Here is a 23723-nt window from a genome sequence, read left to right on the forward strand (position 1 = left end):
TTGTACGATTTTAGTGTGAAAATCGAATTCGAGAATGCTAATGATTCTGTACTAAAACTGTACAATAACAAATTAAATGCCAGATTTTATTGGATTAATTTACATATTTAATTTGACAGAATCTCAAAGTAGGGTATGCTTCGCCTAGCTAAGAAAACCTCGTTAAATATCTACATGTTCGTTGTTATATCGTTGTTCTTCGTCCTGTTGTTTTTAAGTTCGGTCTCTTTTTATGCTAAACCTGCCAATTTTGGCACCCAATTTAATTTTTACAGGAAGATATAATATGTCTGATAAAGTAGTAGGAACTGTTAAGTGGTTCAACGAAGATAAAGGTTTTGGTTTCATCGAGCAGCAAGGCGGCCCTGATGTTTTCGCTCATTTCCGTTCAATCGTTGGTGACGGCTTCAAGACTCTTAAAGAAGGTCAAAAAGTTGAATTCACTATCGGCCAAGGCCAAAAAGGTCCTCAAGCTGAGAACATTCAAGTTATCTAATTCAATTTATCGTTAGACTAGTCTAACGAATTGATAGAAAACTCAAAAAAGGCAATCACATGATTGCCTTTTTTATTGCCTTTTTATGCCATTCTTGACTGTTATTACGATTTAACTGGCACAAATGGACTAATCCGTTGCCAGACTTCTTCTGGTTCTAATCGAGATTTACTGCCAACTACACAGAAAAGCCCTGGGCAATCTGATGAAAAGCTTTTCGCCGTATCCCAATCTTCATATGGATGAGAATCATGGATTAGTAATAACTGTGGGTGGGTCTGACTTCCTGCGGTGATATGAAACTTATCTAGGTTTTTATTTTTCATCGAACACAGATAATACAGCGAATACTCTGTCCATTTCAGCATCAAAAATCGTGATATCCGCCAATTCCCAGGATGTTTAGGGTTGTGCAATGAACATAATGCCTTTACCCAATCTTTTTTCCAAAGTGTGGTTAATTCTTCGGTCAGTTGCTTGGCTAACTTAGTCGATAATATTGCCGGGGTTACGTGCATACCTTTTGAAGTATCACCTACCTCTGGAGACATTTTTAATAGGCGGGCAGACGACTTCCACCATTTAGGGTGAAAACTGCGGGGTTCGTATTGCAGTAGTGCTTTGCCTTGAACAATCAACTTTTCTATAGACAGGGGTTTCAAACAAATAACGTCAGCGTCGAAGGTAATGTAAAATTCGTCAGTGAATTGTGTGTGTGCAGCTATTTTGACAATTTGTTGTTTTCGCCAGCCGCGCATATGTTGATGTTTACCCAATTCTGGTACGAGATCCTCTTCAGACATCACCACGGGATTAAATTGTGCCCAGCGTCTTACTTTTTCAGTGACTATTTGTACTTCGTCTGGCGGGGTAACAATCAAAAACTTTGAGAATAAACCGGGTTCACAGAATGCGTCTAGAGTTTTGAAAAGGATTTCAGTTCTACCTAAGTCATCCACATCGTAACTTCCCCTAACACTCAATGGTAAAATTGCACCAATTGTCATTCTATTATCCTATTAAATTCTCTGATGTATTGATTAAACAACGACAAACATTGCTCAACAGTGGCAGTGACTATTCATCTGCGCTACTTTACTTGAGTTTTGAATAAAAAGGCAATCCATTGAATTGCCTTAAATTTACCTTATAGCCTTTATGTGATTATCTAGTTTATAGCTCAACTTGTTTGGTTGATGCTTCTTTGTGCAAGTAGGCCATCGCCAATTGCTGAGCTGCTTCTTTTAATTCAAGTTGCTCGATGTGCTCTTGCCTTAGCGAAACATAAATTTCGGCTAATCTTTCCAAGGCAATAAATAATGACTTTCTATCATTTTGTGCAACTGTTTTGGCTAACTCCTGAGATAACTTTGGTAGTTTGAACTCAATTTTACGTAGACCATTGGGTTCAAATCCATGATTAAACATACCTAAAGGTCCAATCACGGTTTGTCGTATAAACGACACGAAGTCTAGGGCTTCGTATAGTTCGCCGCGAGCTACTTTTGTTACACCATAGTGCATCCAAATCCAAAACCGATCTTCGAACCATTGAGGCGGTTGGATGGGATAATGTCCTTCGCCGCCTTGATATATTTGGCTTAAACAATTATCTACCTCCCATAATACGACAGGCGTATCTACCCGCTGATGGGCGTCTTCTATAGACACAAACTTCAAATCAACATGCAATGGCTCTTCGCTATCGAACAGACAAATTAACAGTCTAGGTTCGCCTACATGCTCTCCTGTTGCACAAGCGACTAGCCTTCCCATGTTTGCAGCTATTGCCTGACGTTGCTGCATTACCTGCTCAAGGTGGGATGGCAAAACGGCAATGACTAAATCCAGATCACTGAATCTATCGACTTTATTTTCTGCTGCAGATCCCGATAGGGCGAGACCCACAAATCGTTCATCTTTCGATATTTGAGAGGTCAGTTTAGTTAAAAAACTTCGTTGGTGCTCAAGTAAAGTAGTTGGAATATTTGACATGAAACCATGCTCCTTTGCTGGCTCGAATTCACTGAATCCAAGCCTAATTTTACAATCCCTTCGGCTTCTCCTTTCTACTTCGCAAAGCAGCATTTCAGAATCGCATTAATTTTCAAAGGAGTAAATAGATTGAAGGATAAAAAGGGGGCTACCAAAAACACCAATGTTTGCAGTTTTGTTGCTGGAGAAAGGTTTCTGCGTTTTGGCCTTGCAAGAGTGCCAAAGTTGCTAGCAAACCACTTTGAATGCAATGTTGAGCCGCGACGGTTACAGAGCGCGGTGCTTGTTGGATCGGGTAACCGGTTTTCGGATTTAGAACGTGACTATATCGAACTCCATTTTTAAGCAGGTAGCGGTTTGCATCGCCACTTGTTGCCAGTCCACCACTGGCAATATTAACCATGGCAATGCCCCCAGAAGCATTACTTGGGTCTTCGATTCCCACCTGCCAATATGGCTGTGATTTGCGCGCTTGGGTAACTTGTATATCACCGCCGAAGTTAACTAAAACAGATACATTTGGCGCTACTTGCTGGCATGCTTTAGCAACGCAATCAACCGCATATTCTTTTCCTATACCGCCAAAATCTAATTCAAAACCTACTGGTAAGGTGATTGAATCGGAGGTATAAGTAACATGTTGCCAACCTAAATAAGATAACAATTCAGTTACTTGTGCATGCTCAGGGATTTTATCTGAACCATCAAATTGCCAGGCCTTTCTTAGCACTCCTGAAGTGATATCAAATAACCCCTCACTAATTTGGTAACAGGTATTGGCAAAGGCAAGCAGTTTGGCTGTTTCCGAATCAATTTTTACGGCCTGATTGTTACTCTGATTTAGCCTATGCATCACATTGTTGTTTTGATAACGGCTATATTTATTTTCGATTCGTTTGCTTTCTGTGTAAGCAATTTTAGTGAGTGTTTTAGCGAGGTTTGTATCCTCACTGTCCAGCAATATCTCACAAGGACTGGCCATAGCAGAAAAGCGACCACAAATATGGTCGCCTCGTTGCTCTATAGTGAAAGGCATTTCAGTGTTTCGCATATCTTGTTCTCAAACAAGCCGCTAAAAACTGTAGCTTACCTGTGCTATCACTGCTTTTAAAGCGGGATACAGATCTTCATCGGCTAAAGAACCTGGTTGCTCAAATCCAGCATTTTCTGGGGTCTGTTGATAATACTCCAAACGAAACGCTAGTTCGTTACCATTTTCTAATTGCATACCGTACTTTAGTCCCAGCGTAATAGCTGTCATCTTACCTAAGCGATAATCTGCACTGGCATGCTCAGGAAGAGGCGTTGCTTGCGACAAAAATGGGTTGTAAAACTCCGCCTCATTTTGTTGATAATAACGAATATGCGGCTGGATATAGCTGGTTTCCGATAGGTTATATCGAAAACGAGTGTCAATCGTATGAGAGTCTATTTCCCAATCGTCAGTTGCGAAACGATAAGAAAAATCTAACACACCTTGATCAAGGGCATATTTGGTTTGCCAGTACACACTGTGCTTGGTTCGCTCTGTCGGACGAGACTCATGCACTATGTCTTGGGTTACTCCTTGCTGGTCAACTATGCTGAGCACTTTGTAGGGGTCATTGTGATAACCATCAGACATCGACAAGCTGTAGTTAAACTGCATCAACATACGGCGATTAATCACTTGAGTGACACCAAACAGCAAATCTATGGTGTCTTTTTCTTCACTACCTTGTATTCGAGTTGCATCAAATGCTTGTTGATAGGCTTCGGCGCTATCGAATTGTCCGTTATCTACGACCATGCTGGCAAAATCCACAGGACGGCCACCTACCGGATCTATGCTGTCAAAAGCATAGGACATTCCTGCTGACAGTGTCGTGTTTCTTTGATTTAGATCCATATCCAGCGAACCGTTTCCAACAATGGATAAATAATCATATTCTTTGGAAACTTGTAACCCGCCACTAACCCGATAGTTTTCACCTAAAGGTTGTGTCCATTGTCCACTTGCCTGTACCCGAGTATCTCTAAATGTATCATCTAGAGGTGTTTCACCCCCTTCTACAGTATAAGAATCGTTACCAGAAGGACGGGTAAATGTTTGTACGCCAGATTGCGCCACCGCGCCTGATGCCGAAGCTCCGGTTAGTGTATCGATTACCAACTTACCATTAAAATAGTGTTCATTGCCGAAGTCTTTATTGGCGTTGAATACACCTTCTACAAGTTGCACTCTGTCCGTTTCACCGTAGTACAAAATGGCAGTATCGAACTTCCATTCCTCGGCATTGTCTTCAGCTTGGACGCTTGTGCCTAATAAAGCGCAAGACGCCGCAGCAAGCAGGGCACTGACGTTTTTGCTTTGTTTTAGTTGCATCCACAACCTCCGCCTGCAAATGAACGTCCACCACTGGTCGCTTCCTTACTAAAATAAATATGATCATCTAGACCAATATCTACACCTTCGGAATCCAGTGCCATTTCATCTTTAGCTAATAGATCGCGCTCCCAAGGTTGGACACCTAAATTTGCACAACCAGCTAGTTGCAACACTGCGATCACGGCAATAAAAATCGTATATTTTCGTTTCATTTTTTACGCTCTCCTATTGGTTAAGTAGCGTGACAATTTCTTGTTCATAAGATGCGGATTTATCTACATGAAATCCCTTGTGAGCGACCACAAGTTCACCTTGCCTGTTAATTAAGTAACTAGTTGGCATACCTGGAATTTGATATTGGCTGGCTAAACTGCCTTGGGGGTCGAAGGCAATTTTGAATTGAGCCGGATATTTAGTTAAGAATTTTTGCGCAAGTTTGCCGTCTTTATCTAAATTTACTGCTAACACGACCAAGCCTTCAGACTCGTATTTGCGGGTCATTTCATTCATCCAAGGAAAGGATTTTCGGCAAGGTTTGCACCATGATGCCCAGAAATCCAAATAGACTACTTTGCCCTTGTAGTCACTTAACTTGATATCTTGCAATTGAAAGTCGGGTGCCGGTAAAGCACTCGATTGGAAGTGTATTAATAGAAACAGGGTTAACAGCAAAAGACGCATAAATTACTTAATCTAAACCACAATGGAGATAGAGTAAGTTATCAACCTTAAGCGAACCTTAAGCTTTGAGAATACAGATTAAGTTTTTGGATGGGGAATAGGGGTTTGCGTCCGAACTTTAAAATTCGTACTCGAGCACAAAGCGTAAAGTATGGTCTTTGCTATCGCCATTGAAACCGGAGATAAAACCTAATTCCCATTTTAATTGTTTTTGCCCTTGGTAGCGTTGGATACCCATAAATGCAGGGCCGATACCGACAAAGTTTTCTCCTGTATAGATTTCTACTGAGGGTTGAAGCCATGGGTGCCAACGATATCTGTATTTAAGCCTGAATTGGGGAATGACTTCGCTTTCGGTATCGATACCTCTATCGTTACCCCATACATAACTGAGTAAAAAGTTAGTGGTTAAACTAGTAGAACCAAATTCTTTTTCGATCAAAATACCAGACGTTGCTTCCCATAGGTCTCTGTCATGGGCTTTTTCAATTTCAAACAGCGCGCCCCAGTCAGCCCAATACTGTCCTTGTTCTGTCAGCATCCAGCGAGCTTCTACTTCATAAGATGCTAAGCCAAAGTCGTCGTTTTCGTCTCTGGCTGCGACTAAATAGAATTCTAGAGTCATGTATTCTGAAACTGCAGTTCCAAAGGCAAAACGTTGGGTTAGCAAGTTACCGTCATCATTCTGGCGCGAGGCAAATCGCCATTCTACTTCTCGCTCATTTGGTAGAACATAGGGGTGGTATACCTTGTCGACAGAGCCTTCATCGGCGAAGACCAGCGGGCAAAATATCAAGTTTATGAGTACACATAAAAAGCTGAAAAGCTTCATATTTTTTGCTCCATAAATACGCTTCTTGTTGTGTTCAGGAAACAGCCCATCAAAATCGGCACTATCAAAGCTGCTAAATAAATCAAAATATATAATCCTGTTGGCGATGACTCGTAACCTATCAATGTGGTAAGAAATTGGCCGATCTCATTTTCATCTGAAATGAATTGCTCAGTGCTCCAAATTTTTTGTGAGGTGACCAAGTCTGTCTGTTGCAATAAATTGGCGATGTGAGAGAACTGACCGACAGCAAATATTAAAAACAGATAGCGGGCCACTTTGACTTTTTGTAATGGTTTTAATAGCAGTACAAGTAACGTGGCAATGCTTGTACAGATTCCAATACCTAAAATTAACCCTAAAAATAACGAATTACTCTGTTCGTTGACTTGCCAGAAACTGACATAAAACAGCAATAGGTTGCTGGCATTTAGAATGATGATACAAGTAACAAAAGATGTGGCTAAAACACGGGCGGTCAAACTGAGTCTAAGGGGACGATTAACAAAAAAGCACAGCGCAAAGATGTAACACAGAATAAGCAAAATGATTTTTAAAAATTCAAATCCCAAGCCATCTGCTAATTCAGAGATGTAACCGATATTTTTGAATACGCTCAAGCAAACAATAATGCCGCAAGCAATACCAAGAGGTAGCCAGTGCCGCCAGTTCGGTATCAAGACGATTAAAATGGCTATCGCCCAAAAGATCGGTAACGCATCTTTTAAGAAAAGCACCACTGTATTACTTAACATCTTGATTCTCCTCAGTGGACACGACGTTAACAAAGCCAATTGCTGTATTGGGGTGATATTCTCCAAAGTAACGATACCTACCGGCATCTAAAGGACCGACGTAAATACTTGAGCGACTATTTGCAAACACTACTTTTTCTCTGTTGAGGTCGAAACTATCAATTTCTTCAGGAGTATCATCCTGATTGATAAAGGTGATTTTTACTTTTTTGTGCTGCGGAATATCAATTTCTGGCGGGTAAAATAGATGATTTCGAATCGTGATCGTAATTTCGTCGATGGCAAAGGCGTTAAATGATAGCGCAACAAACCCTATCATCAATTTCTGCAAGACGTTTTGAATCCTTCTGGTGAGCAAGTTTTTCATGCAGAATAAAGCTCAACAAGCACACTCAAACCACCTAAGTCGGATTTACCTAGTGTAAGCTTGCCATTGTGCATAGCGACTATTTGTTCGACTATGGATAAGCCTAATCCACTTCCTTCGATTTTACTTTTTTGATGATTCTGACCACGATAAAAACGTAAGGTAGATTTAGCTTGCTCATGTTCGGGAATACCGGCCCCTGAATCGTCAACGTTAATGTGTAAACATTTATCATCCAGACTTAAGTTTATCCGTATATCACTATTCTCTGGTGTGTATTTATTGGCATTACTAATCAGGTTTTGCAGCAAGGTGTAAAGCGCAAATTCATTTCCCCGAAATTCACAAGACTCACCATTGAGTTCAATATTTTGGTTTTTTTTATCGATATTTACATAAATATCGGAAATGACTTTCTGCGCTATTTTATAAGGATCAAAAGTGTCAAAGTTGGCTGAAATTATTTCAGGATTGGTACGACTTAATAGCAAAATTTGATTTACAACATGAATCATTCGATCAGTATCTTGTTGTAAATGTTTAATATCTTCGTAGTCTGAGCATTGACTCTGCTGTAAATTGTGCAAATTTATTTTCAGTACGCTCAGTGGCGTTCTTAACTCGTGTGCGGCATGACTGGCAAATTGCTTTTCCCGCTCAAATGCGGAATTCAACCTGGTTAACAAACTATTAAGAGTGTTCACCGTTGGCAATAACTCTTCTGGCGTTCGAGACAGCTCAATAGCCGAAAAGTCGTTTTCTCGTCGAGTAGACAACTGACTGGTTAGTTCCCGCAGCGGTGCTAAACCATAGGTAACGAGCAAGAAAATCGCTAACGCTAAAACTGGGATAGCAACAAAAAATGGTGTCATCGCTGAAATCATCATTTCTTCGGTAAGCTCAAACCGAGTTTTTAAAGGCTGAGCAACAAAAACCCAAGTAAAGGTTTGTTGATTGAAGCTAGCGTAAACCCGCCATCGTTGGGCATTGAAGTTCTGGTCGGAATAACCGATTTCAAACGGCGCTATTGGGGTTAATGGCACATTACTTGTGCGCAAAACTAAGTTGTTAGCTGACCAACTTTGAATCGCTAGATCTTCATTTGACGCGGGAATCGTATCGTTAATTTGATTAGGTAGGTTAGTAATACTCTGAGCGAGTGTTTTCAATTCAGCGTCGAATAAAACCGACGACATTTGCATTCCTGAACGATACCCTTGCAGTGCGGCAATGAAACTAATCAGCGCGATGGCACTGATAAGAAGTAAAGTCAGATATTTACGAATTGAATCCATTTAAGCAGGGTAGGCTCGCTGATTTATACTGTAGCCTACACCACGAACGGTCTTAATAAAATCTTCAGGTAATTTTTTGCGCAGATTGTGAATGTGAACTTCGATTGTATTACTTGCCACTTCATCGCCCCATTCATATAGCTTAGATTCCAGTTGTTGTTTGGATTGAATACGCCCAAGATTTTCCATTAAGGATTTCAGCAGGGTAAATTCACGACGGGAGGTTTCTATTGGTTGATTATCAATTATCAATAAGTGATGAGTAATATCTAGGCTGACTGGTCCGCAGGTTACTAAGGACTGTTGAGAGGTGCCTAACCGCCTTTCCATCACACGTAAACGGGCCAATAATTCTGACATTTCAAACGGTTTTGGCAGATAGTCATCTGCGCCCTTATCTAAGCCTTGGATTTTATCCGAGGTAGAGTCACGGGCGGTTAATATCAGTGTTGGAATCGGGTTTTTTTGTTTGCGGATTTTATCAAGTAAGGTTAACCCATCCATATCCGGCAATCCAAGGTCAAGAATCATTAAATTGCAATCGTCTGAGTTTAGCGCGGCTATCGCGTCTTTGCCGTTGAACACACAATTAACGGCATAGCCTTGGGTTCGCAATGATTTGCTTAAGGCTTCCGATAACGCGTGGTCGTCTTCTACTAATAAAATACGCATAATAATTGATTCTTTTTCATTTACAGCAATCGGTTGGGAAATTGACAATAGGTTAAGTCAGTTACAAATTGCATATTGATCTTCCCTATCATTATAGAAAGTTTACCTTAAAATAGTATTAACGCAGATAAATAGACGACAGAATTTTTAGCCAAAAAAAACGGGCACTTCAGTGCCCGTTTTGATCGTCGTTTGGGGTTGGTTTAAAATTTATAACCAACAGTCAGTGAATAAACAAATGGGTCAATATCCACATCCACTGTTCCAGCAGTCCCATTATTAGTAAATGTTGCTTCAGTGCTGATATCTATATAGCGCGCTGAAGCGTTAACAAACCAATTGTCGTCCAACATGTAATCAAAGCCGATTTGTGCAGACAAACCAACAGAGTCATCTAACTCTAAGTCACTAAAGCCCGCTTCTTGATTGGCTGCGGTGAAATCTTCACTGAAGAAAATAGTGTAGTTAACACCTAAACCAACATAAGGCTGAAATGCACTATCGGCATCTAAGAAGTGGTAATTAGCTGAGATAGTAGGCGGTAAGTGTTTTGTTGAGCCTAATGCGCCCACTGTGTCTAAACCAATATCATGTTCAAAAGGCGTTGCTGCTAGTACTTCAATCGCCCAATTGGGTGACAAGAAATACGCAAAATTTAATCCTAACTGAGTGTTGTTATCTACATTCACGCCAACACCAACATCCGTGCTACCGATAAAAACATTACTGCTTGATTCATCTGGTGCAACAGTGGTTACACCGGCACGTAAAATCATATCACCGGTTGTGTAGGCTTGTGCATTAGTAGCGCCAAGAGCGATAGCTACAGCAAGATAGACTGCTAGTTTTTTCATGTGTTTCTCCATCGAAATATGTGTTTAAGTTTGATGGGGAAAGCTTACGGCATTGAATTTTTCTGATATTGATCTGGCTCAACCAAAAACGCTCGAAACATTGATGTAAATCAAAGTTTTATAATACATGACTCAAGAATAGCTGAATTGCACAATGGGAATGTATTTTGCGCCTTTTAGTTTTGATATTCGCTGCTTTTTTTAATCTGCCAAATTACACCTGCTCCAAAAGCATAATTATTTTTATCCACTAATAAGGGGCTGTCGAGGTTGGCGGCTGCATTATGGAAATGATAGGTCGCACTCATAAACATGCGAACAGTAGGGGTCACATTGAACATGTAGCCGGTAGAGAGTTCCAGACCCAAATAGCCTTGTTTTGCATCGTATGCAGGCCGCTGTTGGGTGGCGAATTGGCTATCAACTTGGTAAAAATAGTCGTGCAGTTTTTCTGTGCCCCAACTAGGCGATACACTAATTCTAAAGCGATCTTCGGATTGCAATGTGCCAATGTATTGGTAGGTCAATTCTGGGTTCAACACATATCCTCGGTGGGATAATGATGAAAAATCAGTTGAGAATACCGCGCGACTTTGTACTTTTAATTGGATTTGCTGAAGACCAGTGGCTTTTTTACCGCTTTCGAAAAGCTTAAGACGAATTTGTGGGCCTACCTCGAAGACAAAATCCAGATCGGGCATACCGGCGCGCACTGAGTCGTCACTGGAGTCTGCGCTAAAAGCAGCATCAATAGACAAATCTATTTCTATCCAATCCTTTTCCACCGCAACCGCACGTATAACGCTATTTTCGCCTATTCTGAAAATATCGCCGCGATAAATAAAAAAAGGGACTACAAACCCATTGTTGTGATTCTTAGCTGCGCCTGGATATTCTGGGGTGCTAAATCCAGCACCGACGATACCTGCCTCCCAAAGTGGTTTTTTGGTGTGTTCATCGTCCATAGTGGTATCGATTTGAGCTAGGCAAGGAAGGCAAATAAGCGCCAGAAAAGGCAATAAGAGGCTTGGTGTTAGATTCACAAAAATACCGTTCGAATACATATAGTATCGAAAACTTACTACAGTAAATGGAATGAGCTCAAGTTTAATATTTTAAAAGTCGTTGAAGCAGTACAGAGATAGCAATACGGACACGAAAAATTATTGAATAGCAGGGAGAGGAATAATCAGGGCCTACCTAATTTAGACTAGATAGGCCCTTTACGTCATAGATTATGCGAGTTTAAGCTTTTTCTCTAAATAGTGGATGTTTGTACCACCGTTAAAGAAGTTTTCATCTGCCATAATGCTTTGCTGTAGGGAAATGTTGGTTTTAATTCCTTCTACAACTAATTCATCAAGGGCATGTCGCATTCTCGCAATTGCCACGTCACGATTTTCTCCATAAGCGATTAACTTACCGATCATAGAGTCATAGTGAGGAGGTACACTGTACCCGGCATATATATGAGATTCCCAACGAATACCGAAACCACCTGGCGAATGGAACATATTAATTTTTCCAGGGCTAGGCATAAAGGTCGCTGGATCTTCTGCATTGATTCGACATTCAATGGCATGACCGCGAATCTGAACATCTTTTTGTTCAATGGATAAAGGTTGACCAGCAGCAATACGAAGTTGCTCTTTAATCAAATCCACACCAGTGATCATTTCTGTGACAGGATGTTCAACCTGAATACGTGTATTCATTTCGATGAAATAGAAGTCGCCGTTTTCATAAAGAAACTCAAAGGTTCCCGCGCCACGATAGCCAATTTCGATACAGGCTCTACGGCAACGCTCACCAATTCGCTCACGGGTTTCTGAATTAATGCCCGGTGCAGGTGCTTCTTCCACTACTTTTTGATGACGTCGTTGCATTGAGCAATCACGTTCACCTAAATGAACTGCATTACCTTGACCATCAGACAGCACTTGAATTTCAACGTGACGTGGGTTTTCTAAGAATTTTTCCATGTACACAGTAGCATTACCAAAGGCCGCACCGGCTTCGCTTTGAGTCATGGAAATCGCATTGATTAGTTCTGACTCTTCACGCACAACGCGCATGCCTCGTCCGCCACCACCGCCAGCTGCTTTAACGATAATTGGGTAACCGATTCGTTTAGCAATGGCTTTGTTGCGCTCTGGATCGTCATTAAGAGGACCATCAGAACCTGGCACACATGGAACACCCGCTGCTTTCATAGATTTGATTGCCGACACTTTGTCGCCCATCAATGTGATAGTTTCAGGTTTAGGACCAATAAAAATAAAACCACTTTTTTCAACTGCTTCTGCAAATTCTGCATTTTCAGCTAAAAAACCGTATCCTGGATGGATAGCAACTGAATTAGATACTTCAGCAGCGGCAATGATTCGGGGGATATTTAAATAGCTTTCTGTGGCTGAAGCTTTGCCAATACAGATTGATTCATCTGCAAGCAAAACGTGTTTCAGATCCTTATCTGCGGTGGAATGTACAGCGACGGTTTTAATTCCCATCTCTTTACATGCACGCAAAATTCGAAGTGCTATTTCACCCCGGTTCGCAATTAAGACTTTATCAAGCATGATAATTGGCTCGCTTATTCGATTACGAACATGGGTTGATCAAATTCAACAGGCTCTTGGTTTTCTACCAAAATTTGTTTTATGACACCTGCTTTATCTGCCTCGATTTGGTTCATCATTTTCATTGCTTCAACGATACACAAAGTATCTCCAACATTCACTTTTTGACCCACTTCTACAAAAGCAGGTGAACTTGGTGAAGCTGAACGATAGAAAGTTCCAACCATAGGAGATTTAAGCACATGACCAGACACTTCTGGAGTTGCGGCTGGTGCTGCGGCAACTGGGGCTGGAGCAGCCGCGGCTACAGGTGCTGGAGCTGGTGCGTATTGCACGGGAGCTTGTGAAGAAGCGCTAGCCCTATGAATGCGTACTGACTCTTCACCTTCGGTAATTTCAAGTTCCGAAATACCAGACTCTTCAACTAGTTCTATCAATTTCTTTATTTTACGAATATCCATTTAAGCTCTCTTTAGTTACTCATTAAATTAATTTGGCAATGTTGTTTGGCAGCAATTAAAGCTGCTTTATAACCGTAATCTCCTAATCCACAAATTACCCCTTTGGCAATATCGGATAAATAGGAATGTTTTCTAAATTCTTCTCGTGCGTGCACATTTGAAAGGTGCACTTCAATAAACGGAATGCTAACACTTAATAAAGCGTCTCTAATAGCCACGCTAGTATGGGTAAATGCACCGGGGTTAATAATAATAAAATCTACTTCCCCCATAGCATCATGAATTCTATCTATCAGTTCATGTTCCGCATTGGACTGCAGATGCTGCAATTCAACACCTTCCTGATTTGCTAGAATTTTCAATTCATCTACAATATCTTGTAGAGTCTTCGACCCGTATATCGTGGGTTCACGCTTTCCCAGCATATTAAGGTTTGGACCGTTTAATAATAAAAATTTCACGAATTTGTCGCTATCTTCTTTTAAATTTCATTGTTGCGATACTCTTAACGTAAATCTGGTTAAAGTCAAATAAGAATCGCCTGAAAAACAATCAATTAAAAGTTGTTTGTAGTAATTATAGAGAATAGTGGTTAATTAGCAGCAAAATACTGGTCTTATCAGCGAAGTTTCCTGCATCTTTTTTAGGTTTTAGCGCAAAAGGTAATATTTATTGAATTATTTAGCCCATATTCATCTAGCTCATGTATCCCAAACGAGCTTAATGGGTAATTTTTTAGGGGACTTTGTAAAAGGAAGTAATTTACAACATCTTCCTGGCGCAGTGCAGCATGGTGTGCGTTTACATAGAAAAATTGACTCTTACACAGATCATCACCCAGTTGTTAGTGCGATGAGAAAAAAGTTTCCAGCCGATTTACGGCGTATTTCTGGTGTTATTATTGATATTTATTTCGATCATTTATTATCTGTACATTGGCAAAATTTTACCGCTCAACCGAAACAACAGGTGCTGACTGAATTTTATCAGCAATTGAAAGCAGAACCGCTTAAGCACAGTCAACACTTTGCGTCTGTTCGTGCAGGTTTATTAAAACATCGATGGTTACAAAATTATGATGACCGGGAAAATTGTTTTGGCGCTTATCAACAGATTGAAAAACGTCTAAATATGCGCATTAAATTCGCACAAGACGGTTATCAATTTATGAATTTGTATCATGATGAGATAGAACAAGATTTTTTGGAGTTCTATCCCGAACTCATACATTATGTGCAAACAGTTCAATTAGATTAAAGGATCACTTATGGCAGTACATGAAATTAAACACCCGTTGATTTTGCACAAAATTGGTTTGATGCGAGCTAAAGGGATTAGTAGCAAAGATTTTCGCGAGCTAGCCAGTGAAGTTGGCAACCTTTTAACTTATGAAGCGACACGGGATTTGAAAACCGAAAAAGTCAATATTCCTGGTTGGACAGGAGAATCAATCGAAGTGTCCAAAATTAAAGGTAAGAAAATCACTGTGGTACCAATCCTCCGGGCTGGGTTAGGAATGCTGGATGGTGTGTTGCAGTTGATTCCGAATGCTAAAATAAGTGTTGTTGGGTTATATCGTGATGAAGAAACACTAGAGCCGGTAGCCTATTTTGATAAAGTGGTGAAAGATGTCGATTTGCGTACCGCGTTAATTGTTGATCCCATGTTAGCCACGGGTGGAACATTAATCGCCACCATAGATCTGTTAAAAAAGAAAAAGTGTAAAAAGATACTCGGGCTTTTTTTGGTGGCCGCGCCTGAAGGAATCAAAGAGGTGGTTAAAAAACATCCTGATGTTGACATATATGTGGCAGCGATAGATAAAAAATTAGATCACCGAGGTTACATATTGCCAGGATTAGGAGACGCCGGTGATAAGATATTTGGCACTCGTTGATTGTATAACTGATTTTTAAAACAATGTTGATGGTTTAATTAGAATCGTTGATTATTAACTGATGTTGAGTATTAATCGCATATAGAACTTTAGTTTAGTTTGGCCTTTGATAGCCGGTTTTTTCTATTGTTCTTGGGCTAACCTGTGTAAACTCAGATTTTGTTCATTAATTTTACATTCTAAATCTATAACAGATTGAACTGTGGGGTACTTTTAAGTTTGTTTAAAAAGCTTAAAAATCGTGTTGTTGTTTGCGGATTAACTCACTTCTGTCAGTTTCTTAGACTCGTGTTGTGTGCAAGTTTTGCATTTTTTAGCGTATCTCAGGTTTCAGCCGCACCGTTAATCAACGAACCCAAATTTACTCAGTTATCAACTTCCCAAGGGTTGTCTCAAGACACCGTCAATGACTTACTAATTGATTCAAGTGGTTTTTTATGGGTAGCAACCCAAGCCGGGCTGAATCGATTTGATGGTTATCGAGTTAAGCATTTTGATGGTAATCAAATGCAACTTGCCGATATTTCTATCGACACAATCTTCGAAGATAACAATCAAAATATTTGGGTTGGTACTCGACGGTCCGGCTTATTTAAAATCGACACAAAAACCGGGGAGACTACCCTCATCGAGGACTTTTCTGAGGGTGAAAGTACTTGGTCTGATAGGGTCACTAGTATCAACCAATTGGCAAATAACCAAATTATCGTGTCCACAGAGCGCAGTGTTTATATCGTTAGCCCTGATTTGGGAAGAGCATCGCTGTTATATAAATTGCCCGAATATAAACAAGTCGCTAAATACCAAATCAATGCCACGCTGTTTTTAGAGGATAGACTTTTGTTGGGGCGCAGCGATGGTTTGTTCGAGATTGAGCTCAATACAGGTAACGAACGTCAGATAAAATTAAAGGACAAGACGAGTGATGAACCTATCACTAAATTGTTTTTAGCCAGTGATAACAAAATATGGATCGGCAGTGAAATAGGCCTATTTTGCTTAATGTTCGATGAGAATAATCAATTTGGTCTCATCGATCATGCTTTGAGCATTCCTATTTTAGAAATTTATGAAACAAGTTACGGTAGTTTATACATAGGTTCAGAGCAAGGCTTGTTCAGTTATGATCCGCCATCTGCACAACTGCAGCATTATTTTAGTCCTTCCGATAGTCGCTACTACTTATCCTCCGATAACGTTACTGCCGTTGATATGGATAACAAAGGGAACCTGTGGATTGGCTCTTCCTTCGATGGTGCGCTGTACTGGTCGACGCAAAGTGTTAAATTCGAAAACGTGAGTCAAAACAAAGATGAAACCATTCAGTTAAGCAGTAACAGTGTGAAGTCTTTTGCGCAGTTTAATGATGACGGTTTATGGATTGGTACCAGTAATGGCCTGAATTATTATGATCTCAAAGAACATGAATTGCGCGGACATTGGTTTACAGAAGATATTGTAGGGCTCAAAAGGGCGAGAATAAGAGACATAGAAACTTTTGGTGATACAACATTATTGTTGAATACTGACGGTGGGCTATGGTCTTTCGATACTATTACCAATACCTTTTCTCCACCGAAGAGTGTTAACTCAGACGTTGCTAAGCTTTTAAATAGCAGAATGGATAGCTTTGCCAAAGATAATAATGGTTTTTATTGGTTAAGCAATTTAGAAAAATTCTATAAATATGATGCGGTCACTGGTGTGGTAACAGAAGTCGATACTTTGAATGAGCAAATTGATGCTAGCGCGTCTTACGGCTTCTTGAGTGTTAGCAAACTGTTCAAAGACATATTATGGATAGCTCAAAGAGAACAGTTGTGGGCTTATAATACGCAAAGTGACTCGCTGCAAAGTGTGCACAAATTAGAACGAGCAAGTATGGGGCAACCTGTATATCCAGAAAGTATCGTTGAAGATAATAATGGGACGCTTTGGATCGCTTACCCAGGAGCTGGTCTGGTGGGGTTAGATTCGACGATCTATACACCTAAGTATGGCTTCGACAAAAAAGATCTATTGCCCAGTAATATGATTTATGGCATCCACCAAGATAAGAGCGGTTCGATTTGGATGAGTTCCCATGCTGGTTTGCTTAAGTTTGATCCCTCAGGCCCCTATCTCCAGCAGTACGGAATTTCCCAAGGACTAGACGGAAAAGAATTTAATGGCTTGTCGCATATAGTGTTGCAGGATGGACGCTTGGTATACGGCTCTCAGAAAGGGTTAACCATTTTTGATCCTTTAGCGTTTGAAGCACATGATGGAAACCCACCCCAAGTCAGCATTACGTCTATCAAGCTAAGCTCTAACTCATTAAAAATGCCTTTGGTGAATTTGGATAAACGGGTGGTGCTTCTTGATCATAAAGATGCAGGCTTAACCATTGAGTTTTCTACGCTGTCGTTTGAACATCAAAACACCACTCAATACCAATATAGACTTGATGGCACCGACAGTTATATTTATCCGGCAACGACAGACTCTCAAGTTACCTTCCCTAAATTAGATCCAGGCGAATACATTTTTTCTGCGATTGCTTTTGATCCTACCACTGGTGTTGAGAGCTCACCTGCTTCTGTGCATATTTTCGTAAAATATTCGCCTTGGTTGTCTCCCGCAGCGTACGCCATTTACATTTTTATTTTCGTGTCTTTGGTGTTGTTCTGGTGGTATCGACGGGATCTTCAAAATAAACAGGTAATGGCAGCTCACGGACAAGCTCTGCAGAGCAAAAACCGACTAACTTTGGCGTTAAGTGCGAGTAACAGTAATGTTTGGGAGTGGCGCTCAGATACCAACCAGTTTTATGCGCCGAGAATCTCTGATGAGTTAGATTACAAATCTGATGATAATTTAATGAGTTTTGATGCACATCTTGATTTGATTCACGAAGATGACCGAGCATTATTTGAATCTAACTGGCAGGCATTTATTGATAAAAATAGTCACGGTTTAGATGTCACTTATCGATTGCGGGCCAGAAACGGTGAATGGTTTTGGTATCGTGATGTGGGTAATGAAGTTGTTGACCATAGCGGATTAAGAAGTGTTGTCGCGGGAACCTATAGCAATGTGACAGAAACAGTCGCGGATCGAGAAAAGGTTAGATTATTTGGTGAGGCATTTAAACATACTCGGGATTGGGTTGTTATTTTTAATACCGAGATGGTGCCGGTAGCCGTTAACACTGCGTTTTGTGAAGCCTTTGGTATTGATGAAAATGGCGACCTAAAAACACAATTAAACCGCTTATTTAAGCTGAACGCTGAATATCCTCCTCGATTCTGGAAAAAACTATCCGAGCTTGGAGTGACAGGGCATTGGAAAGGGGAGGAGCAACTAGTAATCGACAACGACAAAGTGTCTAACGTGCTGATTAATATGACTTCCATTGCCAGTATGCGTGCGCAGGGTGAAATTGATTATTATTTGATGATCATGTCGGATATTAGCGAGCAAAAAGAGGCTGAAAATGAACTTCGCCGCCTAGCTAATTTTGATGGCCTGACTAACCTTCCCAATCGAACGTTACTGTTAGATAGAATTAAGCATGGTATTGATCACGCAGCCAGACACAAATCTAAAATGGGTATATTTTTTATCGATTTAGACCGCTTTAAACAGGTTAACGATAGTTTAGGGCATAAAGCCGGTGATGAACTACTCAAGGTTGTTGCTCAGCGTTTAACTAATTTATTGCGACAAGATGACACCGTGGCTAGGTTAGGTGGTGATGAATTTGTTGTCATGGTTGAAGAAGTTAAACACCCTGATCGCCTGAGTATTTTGGCTCAGCAGCTTATTGAGATTCTTGAAGCGCCAATACAATTGGGTAATCAAACTGTTAGTGTGTCCTCTAGCGTGGGTATCGCGATTTACCCTGGCGATGCAGACACGCCTGAAGAACTGTTGAGAAACGCAGACTTAGCGATGTACCACGCAAAAGAGCAAGGGCGCAGTGATTTTCAGTATTTCACGCAACATATGAATGAAAAAGCGCAAGACCGATTATTAATGGAAAATCGCTTGAAAAAGGCCCATCAAAGTAAGGCCTTTATCAATTATTACCAACCAATCGTTAATATCAATACCGGTGTGGTAGGTGGATTTGAGTTATTAATGCGCTGGCCTGACACTAATGGCATGGTTCCGCCGGATCAATTCATTCCTGTGGCTGAAGAGTTAGGACTGATTGAGAATATGACATGGGATGCGTTAGAGCGCGCTATGCCGGTGTTGAGCGAATGGCAGAGTAAAGGGCGAGAGGTGTATTTATCCGTTAACCTTTCAGCGCGACATTTTGAACGACAAATCTCCATTGACCATATTGTATTGTTATTAGAGCAGTATGGGTTACCGGTTTCGACGTTACGATTTGAAATTACCGAAAGTGCATTGATGAGAGACTATGAGCGCGCATTGCATTATATGGAGTCTATGCGCGAACATGGATTTATTATTGCGCTCGATGATTTTGGTACCGGCTATTCATCGCTCAAATATTTAAAAGAGTTTCCTATTCAAGTACTCAAAGTGGATAAAAGCTTTGTTGATGATATTGGTAAGAACAAGAGTAACGAAGCCTTAGTCTTAACTACACTGCGCATGGCTGAGAGCCTTGATATGTATTGTGTAGCTGAAGGTATTGAACAACAAGAACAAATTGATTTCTTTAAATTACATGGTTGTAATCACCTACAAGGTTATTTTTATTCTAAACCAGTGCCTGAAGATGAAACCGCTGCATTGCTTGCGAAAAGCTGGTTGCAGTAAACAAAATTAAATCCCTTTAATATTTCGCAGCTTAGATAAATAGCCTCTGCTAGTCGCCTACCCAAAACATGAAGATCCTTATTTGCCTTCATTTTAACAAGCATAGGAAAACGCTATAGCGGCGGACTAATAGTCAAAATTCAGCTCATCTCAGCATTTAACGATGCAGCGCTAAACTGACCCTTTGCTTCTCAGCAACCGTTAGTTTAATACCTGATTTACATGCTTTGCGAAGGGGCCGGCTTTCATAAATCCGGTTACCCTTGCAGAGGACAATTCATTGCCTTGTAAATCAAAAAATAGAATAGTGGGTAATCCCAATACGTCAAAGGCTTGTTGAAATTCAATATTAGTGGCAGTGTTATCCGTGAGATCGATTTGCATCCAAACTGAATCGGATAGGGCATCCACTACTTCAGGAGCTGGGAAGGTGTACTTTTCGAACTCTTTACAAGCCACACACCAATCGGCATAAAGGTCGACCATCACTGATTTTCCTTGTGCGTTGGCTGCAGTTAACTTTTCTTCAAAGTCCTGTAAGTTTTTCACCAGTATAAATTTAGGGTGATTACTGCCGTCAATATTTGTTGAAGATGTTGCCGCTGTTATTGCGGTCGAGTGGCTTTGGTTGAACTGGTGATAAGCATATAATACTGAGCCAATTAACCCCGCAAAAATAACTAGGCTGCGGATCCCCTTCCAAAGGGTCGTGGCAGTATTGAGGTTCATCACATAAAAGTACGTAAAAGCAGAAAGCCCTAACACAGACCACACATATTCGATCCAAATATTACTGACTAAGCGCTCTAAAAAGGTCAGAGCAACAACGAGCATCATAAAGCCAAATGCAACTTTCACTACGTTCATCCAATTGCCTGCTTTAGGAAGTAATTTACCGCCAGTTACCCCAAACAAGATCAGTGGAATACCCATTCCTAAACTCAATGCATACAATGCAAAGAAGCCTAGCAACTGATCACCCTGTTCGGCTATATATAATAAAATGCCAGTTAACGGTGCCGTGGTGCAAGGAGAGGCAACTAATCCCGAAATCACGCCCATCACAAAAGCACCAATAAAGCTGCCGCTCTTTTGTTTATTGCTCAATCCATTAAGTTTTTCTTGCCATTTAGACGGCAATTGCAATTCGTACGCACCAAACATCACGAATGCAAGAGACACAAAAATAACGATTAACCCCCCTAAAATATAAGGGTTCTGTAAATACGCGGTAAATTGAGCACCTGCGGATGCAATGACTAATCCCAATATTGAATAGGTGATTGCCATGCCCTGCACAAACATAAAAGATAAACTAAATGCTTTTGAGGTACTGATTGATTTACCCTGACCAATCACAATACTGGATAGGATTGGGTACATAGGGAAAACACAAGGCGTAAAGGCTAAGCCAATCCCCAACAATAAAAAAGCAGCTAATTTGAGGATAAGTAATTGTTCACCTTTGAGTAAGTCTGCTAACTCAAATTGTTGAGAAACTGGCACTGAATCATTGTTTGGTTTGGCCCCACTACTTTGATTCATTTGGGTGTTTAGTGTTGTACTTGCTGCTTCAAGCACCTCGTCCAAATAAACCACTTGAACCGTTGGTGGATAACATAAACCCGCATCAGCACAGCCTTGATACTGAAGTTTTACTACCGCATCTTTTTCCGACCTGAGTACGCTATAGTTGATCTCTACTTGGTCGTAAAAAACAGGCTGAGGCTCTTCGAAGAACTCGTCTTCTTTGATAAGTGCTTCAGGGTAAATTGGCTGACTAATTTCAGCGTTTTTTACCACTGTCTTAAATTGGTTTTTGTATAAGTAATATCCCGGTGCAATATTAAAACGCAAAAAAAGCTGGTCGTTTTTCTGGTCAAAATCAAACTGAAATGCTTGCTCTACAGGCAAAAATGTCGGTTCGTCTGCGAATAAATCATCAAAAGCTTGGTTGCTTTGAGCTAAGCTCATCCAAGGTAATAATACAAATACGGTTAACAATATAAGACGTCTAAAGTTCATTTAAGGCTACTTTCAATCCAATTTAAATATGCTTCACTAGCGGAGGCATTATCAAGAATAATCCACTGAGGAATATCATAGGGATGCAAGCTTAAAGTCAACTTAAGTGCATCATCTAATTTATTCGACATTGTTTTTATTATTAAGTGCATTTCTGCGTCAGTAACGACTTCATCTTCCCAATGATAAAACGATGTTATCGGCTGAGATATCTGCACGCAAGCAGCGAGCTTAAGGTTTACCAACTCACTAGCAATTTTTTCAGCTTGTTTCTTCGTTGGGCAAGTGGTTAAAACTATACAAAATTGCGAACTCATTATTACACCTTTTATACTCTGTCCATAGGAGACATTAATAATAAGTCATGTATTTCAAAAAAAAGTGTTTTGATCTTTTAGCACTGTATAGAATTCAATACTTGCTTGCTTGTAAAAGGTTCTTGTGAATTGACAAAACGACCCCAGATCAAATGTTTAATCAAGGAGCGTATTGTGTTTGGTAAATTGTTTATTTTGTTCGCTATCTTACCCATAGCCGAAATTGCGTTGTTAATTAATGTCGGCGAGCAAATTGGTGGTTGGAATACAGTCGCTATTGTTGTGGTTACTGCCTTTATTGGTGCTTATTTTGTACGACAGCAGGGGATTGCGACCCTAATGCAGGCTCAATCAAAGATGCAGTCAGGCGCTATGCCTGGGCAGGAGATGGCCGAAGGTTTATTGTTAGTGGTAGCCGGAATTCTATTAGTTACCCCAGGTTTTATAACAGATGCTTTAGGTTTTTTATTGGCACTACCTATTACTCGTCCATTTATTGCCAAAAGTTTACTTAAGCAAATTTCCGTTAACGTTGTAGCTGGCCAACCAGGTCAGGGGCAACACAGTTATTCTCACACCAGTTACACGCAAACCAGCTACTCAAATCGTGGTAATCAAGCAGATGGTGATATTATTGAAGGGGAATATGTTGACAAAGATGAGGCTGAGAACCGACCGAAAATCGATTCTCCATCAGACCGTTAACAGCTTAAAATTGGCGTTTTATTTTTGTTTCGCTTTGACGCCACCGGTTAACGCAATTCGCATGGCCTCTTCAACACCAATATCTAACTTAGTTATTTGCTGGCGTTTTACGTACAGGGTATAGCCACCTATTTGGTAACTAAGCGGAATATACACTCCGATTTTATCGTCGTCTTGGAAAATCTCTACTGCAACTTGGTCGGCAGTCACGAAGCCGATTAAATGCATGTCTGGTTTAATTTCTACTGAAACGACAGCTTTGGAATTTTCTTTATCGCTAATTTGAAATACTGTTAGGGTATCTCTTATGGCTCCATATACCGATTTGACTAGCGGTATTTTTTCAACCTGTCGGTTTGCAGTTGATACCATCCATTGCACAAAAAACAGATTAACCACAAGTCCAGTGAGTAAAATAACTGCGCAGGTTGTTAAAATTCCCATTCCGGGAAAATAGTATTCTTGTGGGACGTAGGGAAATAACAGTGCTTCAGCGCCCGACATAAACCAGTATATAAAATACAGGGTTAATGATAACGGTAAAATGGCGGCCAAGCCCTGAAAGGATAAAGACAACAGCTTTTTCATTAATTAACAACTCATAGTAGTAACGAAATACGGGGTATAATGACAGAGCTTCATCCAACT

24 protein-coding genes are annotated in these 23723 nt (G+C 40.5%); 5 read left to right on the forward strand and 19 right to left on the reverse strand.

The window, feature by feature from the left end:
* Positions 1–286 precede the first annotated feature (286 nt).
* Positions 287–496: a cold-shock protein gene (locus Q4567_RS10445; protein WP_008846166.1), complete on the forward strand. Its 210-nt coding sequence runs from the start codon at positions 287–289 to the stop codon at positions 494–496.
* A 104-nt stretch (positions 497–600) separates the two neighbouring features.
* Here Q4567_RS10445 and Q4567_RS10450 read toward each other — a convergent pair whose 3' ends face one another.
* The 16 genes from Q4567_RS10450 to aroQ form a co-directional block, all read right to left on the reverse strand.
* Positions 601–1503: a DUF6492 family protein gene (locus tag Q4567_RS10450; protein ID WP_303500316.1), complete on the reverse strand. Its 903-nt coding sequence runs from the start codon at positions 1501–1503 to the stop codon at positions 601–603.
* Positions 1504–1669: 166 nt separating this feature from the next.
* Positions 1670–2491, reverse strand: a complete 822-nt coding sequence (locus Q4567_RS10455; protein ID WP_303500317.1) for an aminoglycoside 6-adenylyltransferase — start codon at positions 2489–2491, stop codon at positions 1670–1672.
* Between the two features lie 148 nt (positions 2492–2639).
* Positions 2640–3473 carry an FAD:protein FMN transferase gene (locus Q4567_RS10460; protein ID WP_303500388.1) on the reverse strand — a complete coding sequence of 278 codons (834 nt, stop codon included), beginning with the start codon at positions 3471–3473 and terminating at the stop codon, positions 2640–2642.
* A gap of 90 nt (positions 3474–3563) precedes the next feature.
* Entirely contained in the window at positions 3564–4856 is a 1293-nt protein-coding gene (locus tag Q4567_RS10465) for a DUF3570 domain-containing protein (protein ID WP_303500318.1), read from the reverse strand.
* Positions 4847–5071 (reverse strand): DUF4266 domain-containing protein, encoded by a 225-nt coding sequence (locus Q4567_RS10470; protein WP_216047847.1) that lies wholly within the window; start codon positions 5069–5071, stop codon positions 4847–4849. The genes Q4567_RS10465 and Q4567_RS10470 overlap by 10 nt, the downstream gene beginning before the upstream one ends.
* Positions 5072–5084: 13 nt before the next feature.
* Positions 5085–5540, reverse strand: coding sequence for a TlpA disulfide reductase family protein (locus Q4567_RS10475; RefSeq protein WP_303500319.1), 456 nt, complete (start codon positions 5538–5540; stop codon positions 5085–5087).
* A gap of 118 nt (positions 5541–5658) precedes the next feature.
* Positions 5659–6372 carry a hypothetical protein gene (locus tag Q4567_RS10480; protein WP_216047849.1) on the reverse strand — a complete coding sequence of 238 codons (714 nt, stop codon included), beginning with the start codon at positions 6370–6372 and terminating at the stop codon, positions 5659–5661.
* On the reverse strand, positions 6369–7127 hold the full coding sequence (locus Q4567_RS10485; RefSeq protein ID WP_216047850.1) for a hypothetical protein: 759 nt from the start codon (positions 7125–7127) through the stop codon (positions 6369–6371). Before Q4567_RS10485 ends, Q4567_RS10480 begins: the two co-directional genes overlap by 4 nt.
* Positions 7117–7446, reverse strand: coding sequence for a cupredoxin domain-containing protein (locus Q4567_RS10490; protein ID WP_252729018.1), 330 nt, complete (start codon positions 7444–7446; stop codon positions 7117–7119). The genes Q4567_RS10485 and Q4567_RS10490 overlap by 11 nt, the downstream gene beginning before the upstream one ends.
* A 44-nt stretch (positions 7447–7490) precedes the next feature.
* A complete protein-coding gene (locus Q4567_RS10495) occupies positions 7491–8789 on the reverse strand; it encodes an ATP-binding protein (protein WP_216047852.1) in 1299 nt (432 codons plus the stop codon).
* Positions 8790–9461 carry a response regulator gene (locus tag Q4567_RS10500; RefSeq protein ID WP_216047853.1) on the reverse strand — a complete coding sequence of 224 codons (672 nt, stop codon included), beginning with the start codon at positions 9459–9461 and terminating at the stop codon, positions 8790–8792. It lies immediately after the preceding gene.
* A 203-nt stretch (positions 9462–9664) separates the two neighbouring features.
* On the reverse strand, positions 9665–10315 hold the full coding sequence (locus tag Q4567_RS10505; RefSeq protein ID WP_216047854.1) for an OmpW family protein: 651 nt from the start codon (positions 10313–10315) through the stop codon (positions 9665–9667).
* A gap of 176 nt (positions 10316–10491) precedes the next feature.
* Positions 10492–11280 (reverse strand): MipA/OmpV family protein, encoded by a 789-nt coding sequence (locus tag Q4567_RS10510; protein ID WP_303500322.1) that lies wholly within the window; start codon positions 11278–11280, stop codon positions 10492–10494.
* 270 nt (positions 11281–11550) lie between these two features.
* Positions 11551–12894 (reverse strand): acetyl-CoA carboxylase biotin carboxylase subunit, encoded by a 1344-nt coding sequence (gene accC / locus Q4567_RS10515; protein ID WP_216047855.1) that lies wholly within the window; start codon positions 12892–12894, stop codon positions 11551–11553.
* A gap of 14 nt (positions 12895–12908) precedes the next feature.
* On the reverse strand, positions 12909–13355 hold the full coding sequence (gene accB, locus Q4567_RS10520) for an acetyl-CoA carboxylase biotin carboxyl carrier protein (RefSeq protein WP_303500323.1): 447 nt from the start codon (positions 13353–13355) through the stop codon (positions 12909–12911).
* An 11-nt stretch (positions 13356–13366) separates the two neighbouring features.
* Positions 13367–13816 (reverse strand): type II 3-dehydroquinate dehydratase, encoded by a 450-nt coding sequence (gene aroQ / locus Q4567_RS10525; RefSeq protein WP_216047857.1) that lies wholly within the window; start codon positions 13814–13816, stop codon positions 13367–13369.
* Between the two features lie 211 nt (positions 13817–14027).
* Here aroQ and Q4567_RS10530 point away from each other — a divergent pair, with 211 nt between their 5' ends.
* The 3 genes from Q4567_RS10530 (at position 14028) to Q4567_RS10540 (ending at position 20028) form a co-directional block, all read left to right on the forward strand.
* On the forward strand, positions 14028–14612 hold the full coding sequence (locus Q4567_RS10530; protein WP_216047858.1) for an ACP phosphodiesterase: 585 nt from the start codon (positions 14028–14030) through the stop codon (positions 14610–14612).
* 10 nt (positions 14613–14622) lie between these two features.
* Positions 14623–15252, forward strand: a complete 630-nt coding sequence (gene upp / locus Q4567_RS10535) for a uracil phosphoribosyltransferase (protein ID WP_216047859.1) — start codon at positions 14623–14625, stop codon at positions 15250–15252.
* A 219-nt stretch (positions 15253–15471) separates the two neighbouring features.
* A complete protein-coding gene (locus Q4567_RS10540) occupies positions 15472–20028 on the forward strand; it encodes an EAL domain-containing protein (RefSeq protein ID WP_216047860.1) in 4557 nt (1518 codons plus the stop codon).
* 201 nt (positions 20029–20229) lie between these two features.
* Here the strand turns inward: Q4567_RS10540 and Q4567_RS10545 are convergent, their stop codons facing one another.
* Together Q4567_RS10545 and cutA are read right to left on the reverse strand one after the other, a co-directional pair.
* Entirely contained in the window at positions 20230–22053 is a 1824-nt protein-coding gene (locus Q4567_RS10545; RefSeq protein WP_216047861.1) for a protein-disulfide reductase DsbD, read from the reverse strand.
* A complete protein-coding gene (cutA, locus tag Q4567_RS10550; protein ID WP_216047862.1) occupies positions 22050–22370 on the reverse strand; it encodes a divalent-cation tolerance protein CutA in 321 nt (106 codons plus the stop codon). Before cutA ends, Q4567_RS10545 begins: the two co-directional genes overlap by 4 nt.
* 174 nt (positions 22371–22544) lie before the next feature.
* Here cutA and Q4567_RS10555 point away from each other — a divergent pair, with 174 nt between their 5' ends.
* Positions 22545–23075, forward strand: coding sequence for an FxsA family protein (locus tag Q4567_RS10555; RefSeq protein WP_303500324.1), 531 nt, complete (start codon positions 22545–22547; stop codon positions 23073–23075).
* Positions 23076–23093: 18 nt separating this feature from the next.
* On the opposite strand, the gene Q4567_RS10560 is transcribed toward Q4567_RS10555, so the two are convergent.
* Positions 23094–23663 carry a DUF502 domain-containing protein gene (locus Q4567_RS10560; RefSeq protein ID WP_216047864.1) on the reverse strand — a complete coding sequence of 190 codons (570 nt, stop codon included), beginning with the start codon at positions 23661–23663 and terminating at the stop codon, positions 23094–23096.
* Positions 23664–23723 lie beyond the last annotated feature (60 nt).

Source organism: Aliiglaciecola sp. 2_MG-2023 (genome assembly GCF_030548145.1).
Classification (GTDB): Bacteria; Pseudomonadota; Gammaproteobacteria; order Enterobacterales; family Alteromonadaceae; genus Aliiglaciecola; species Aliiglaciecola lipolytica_A.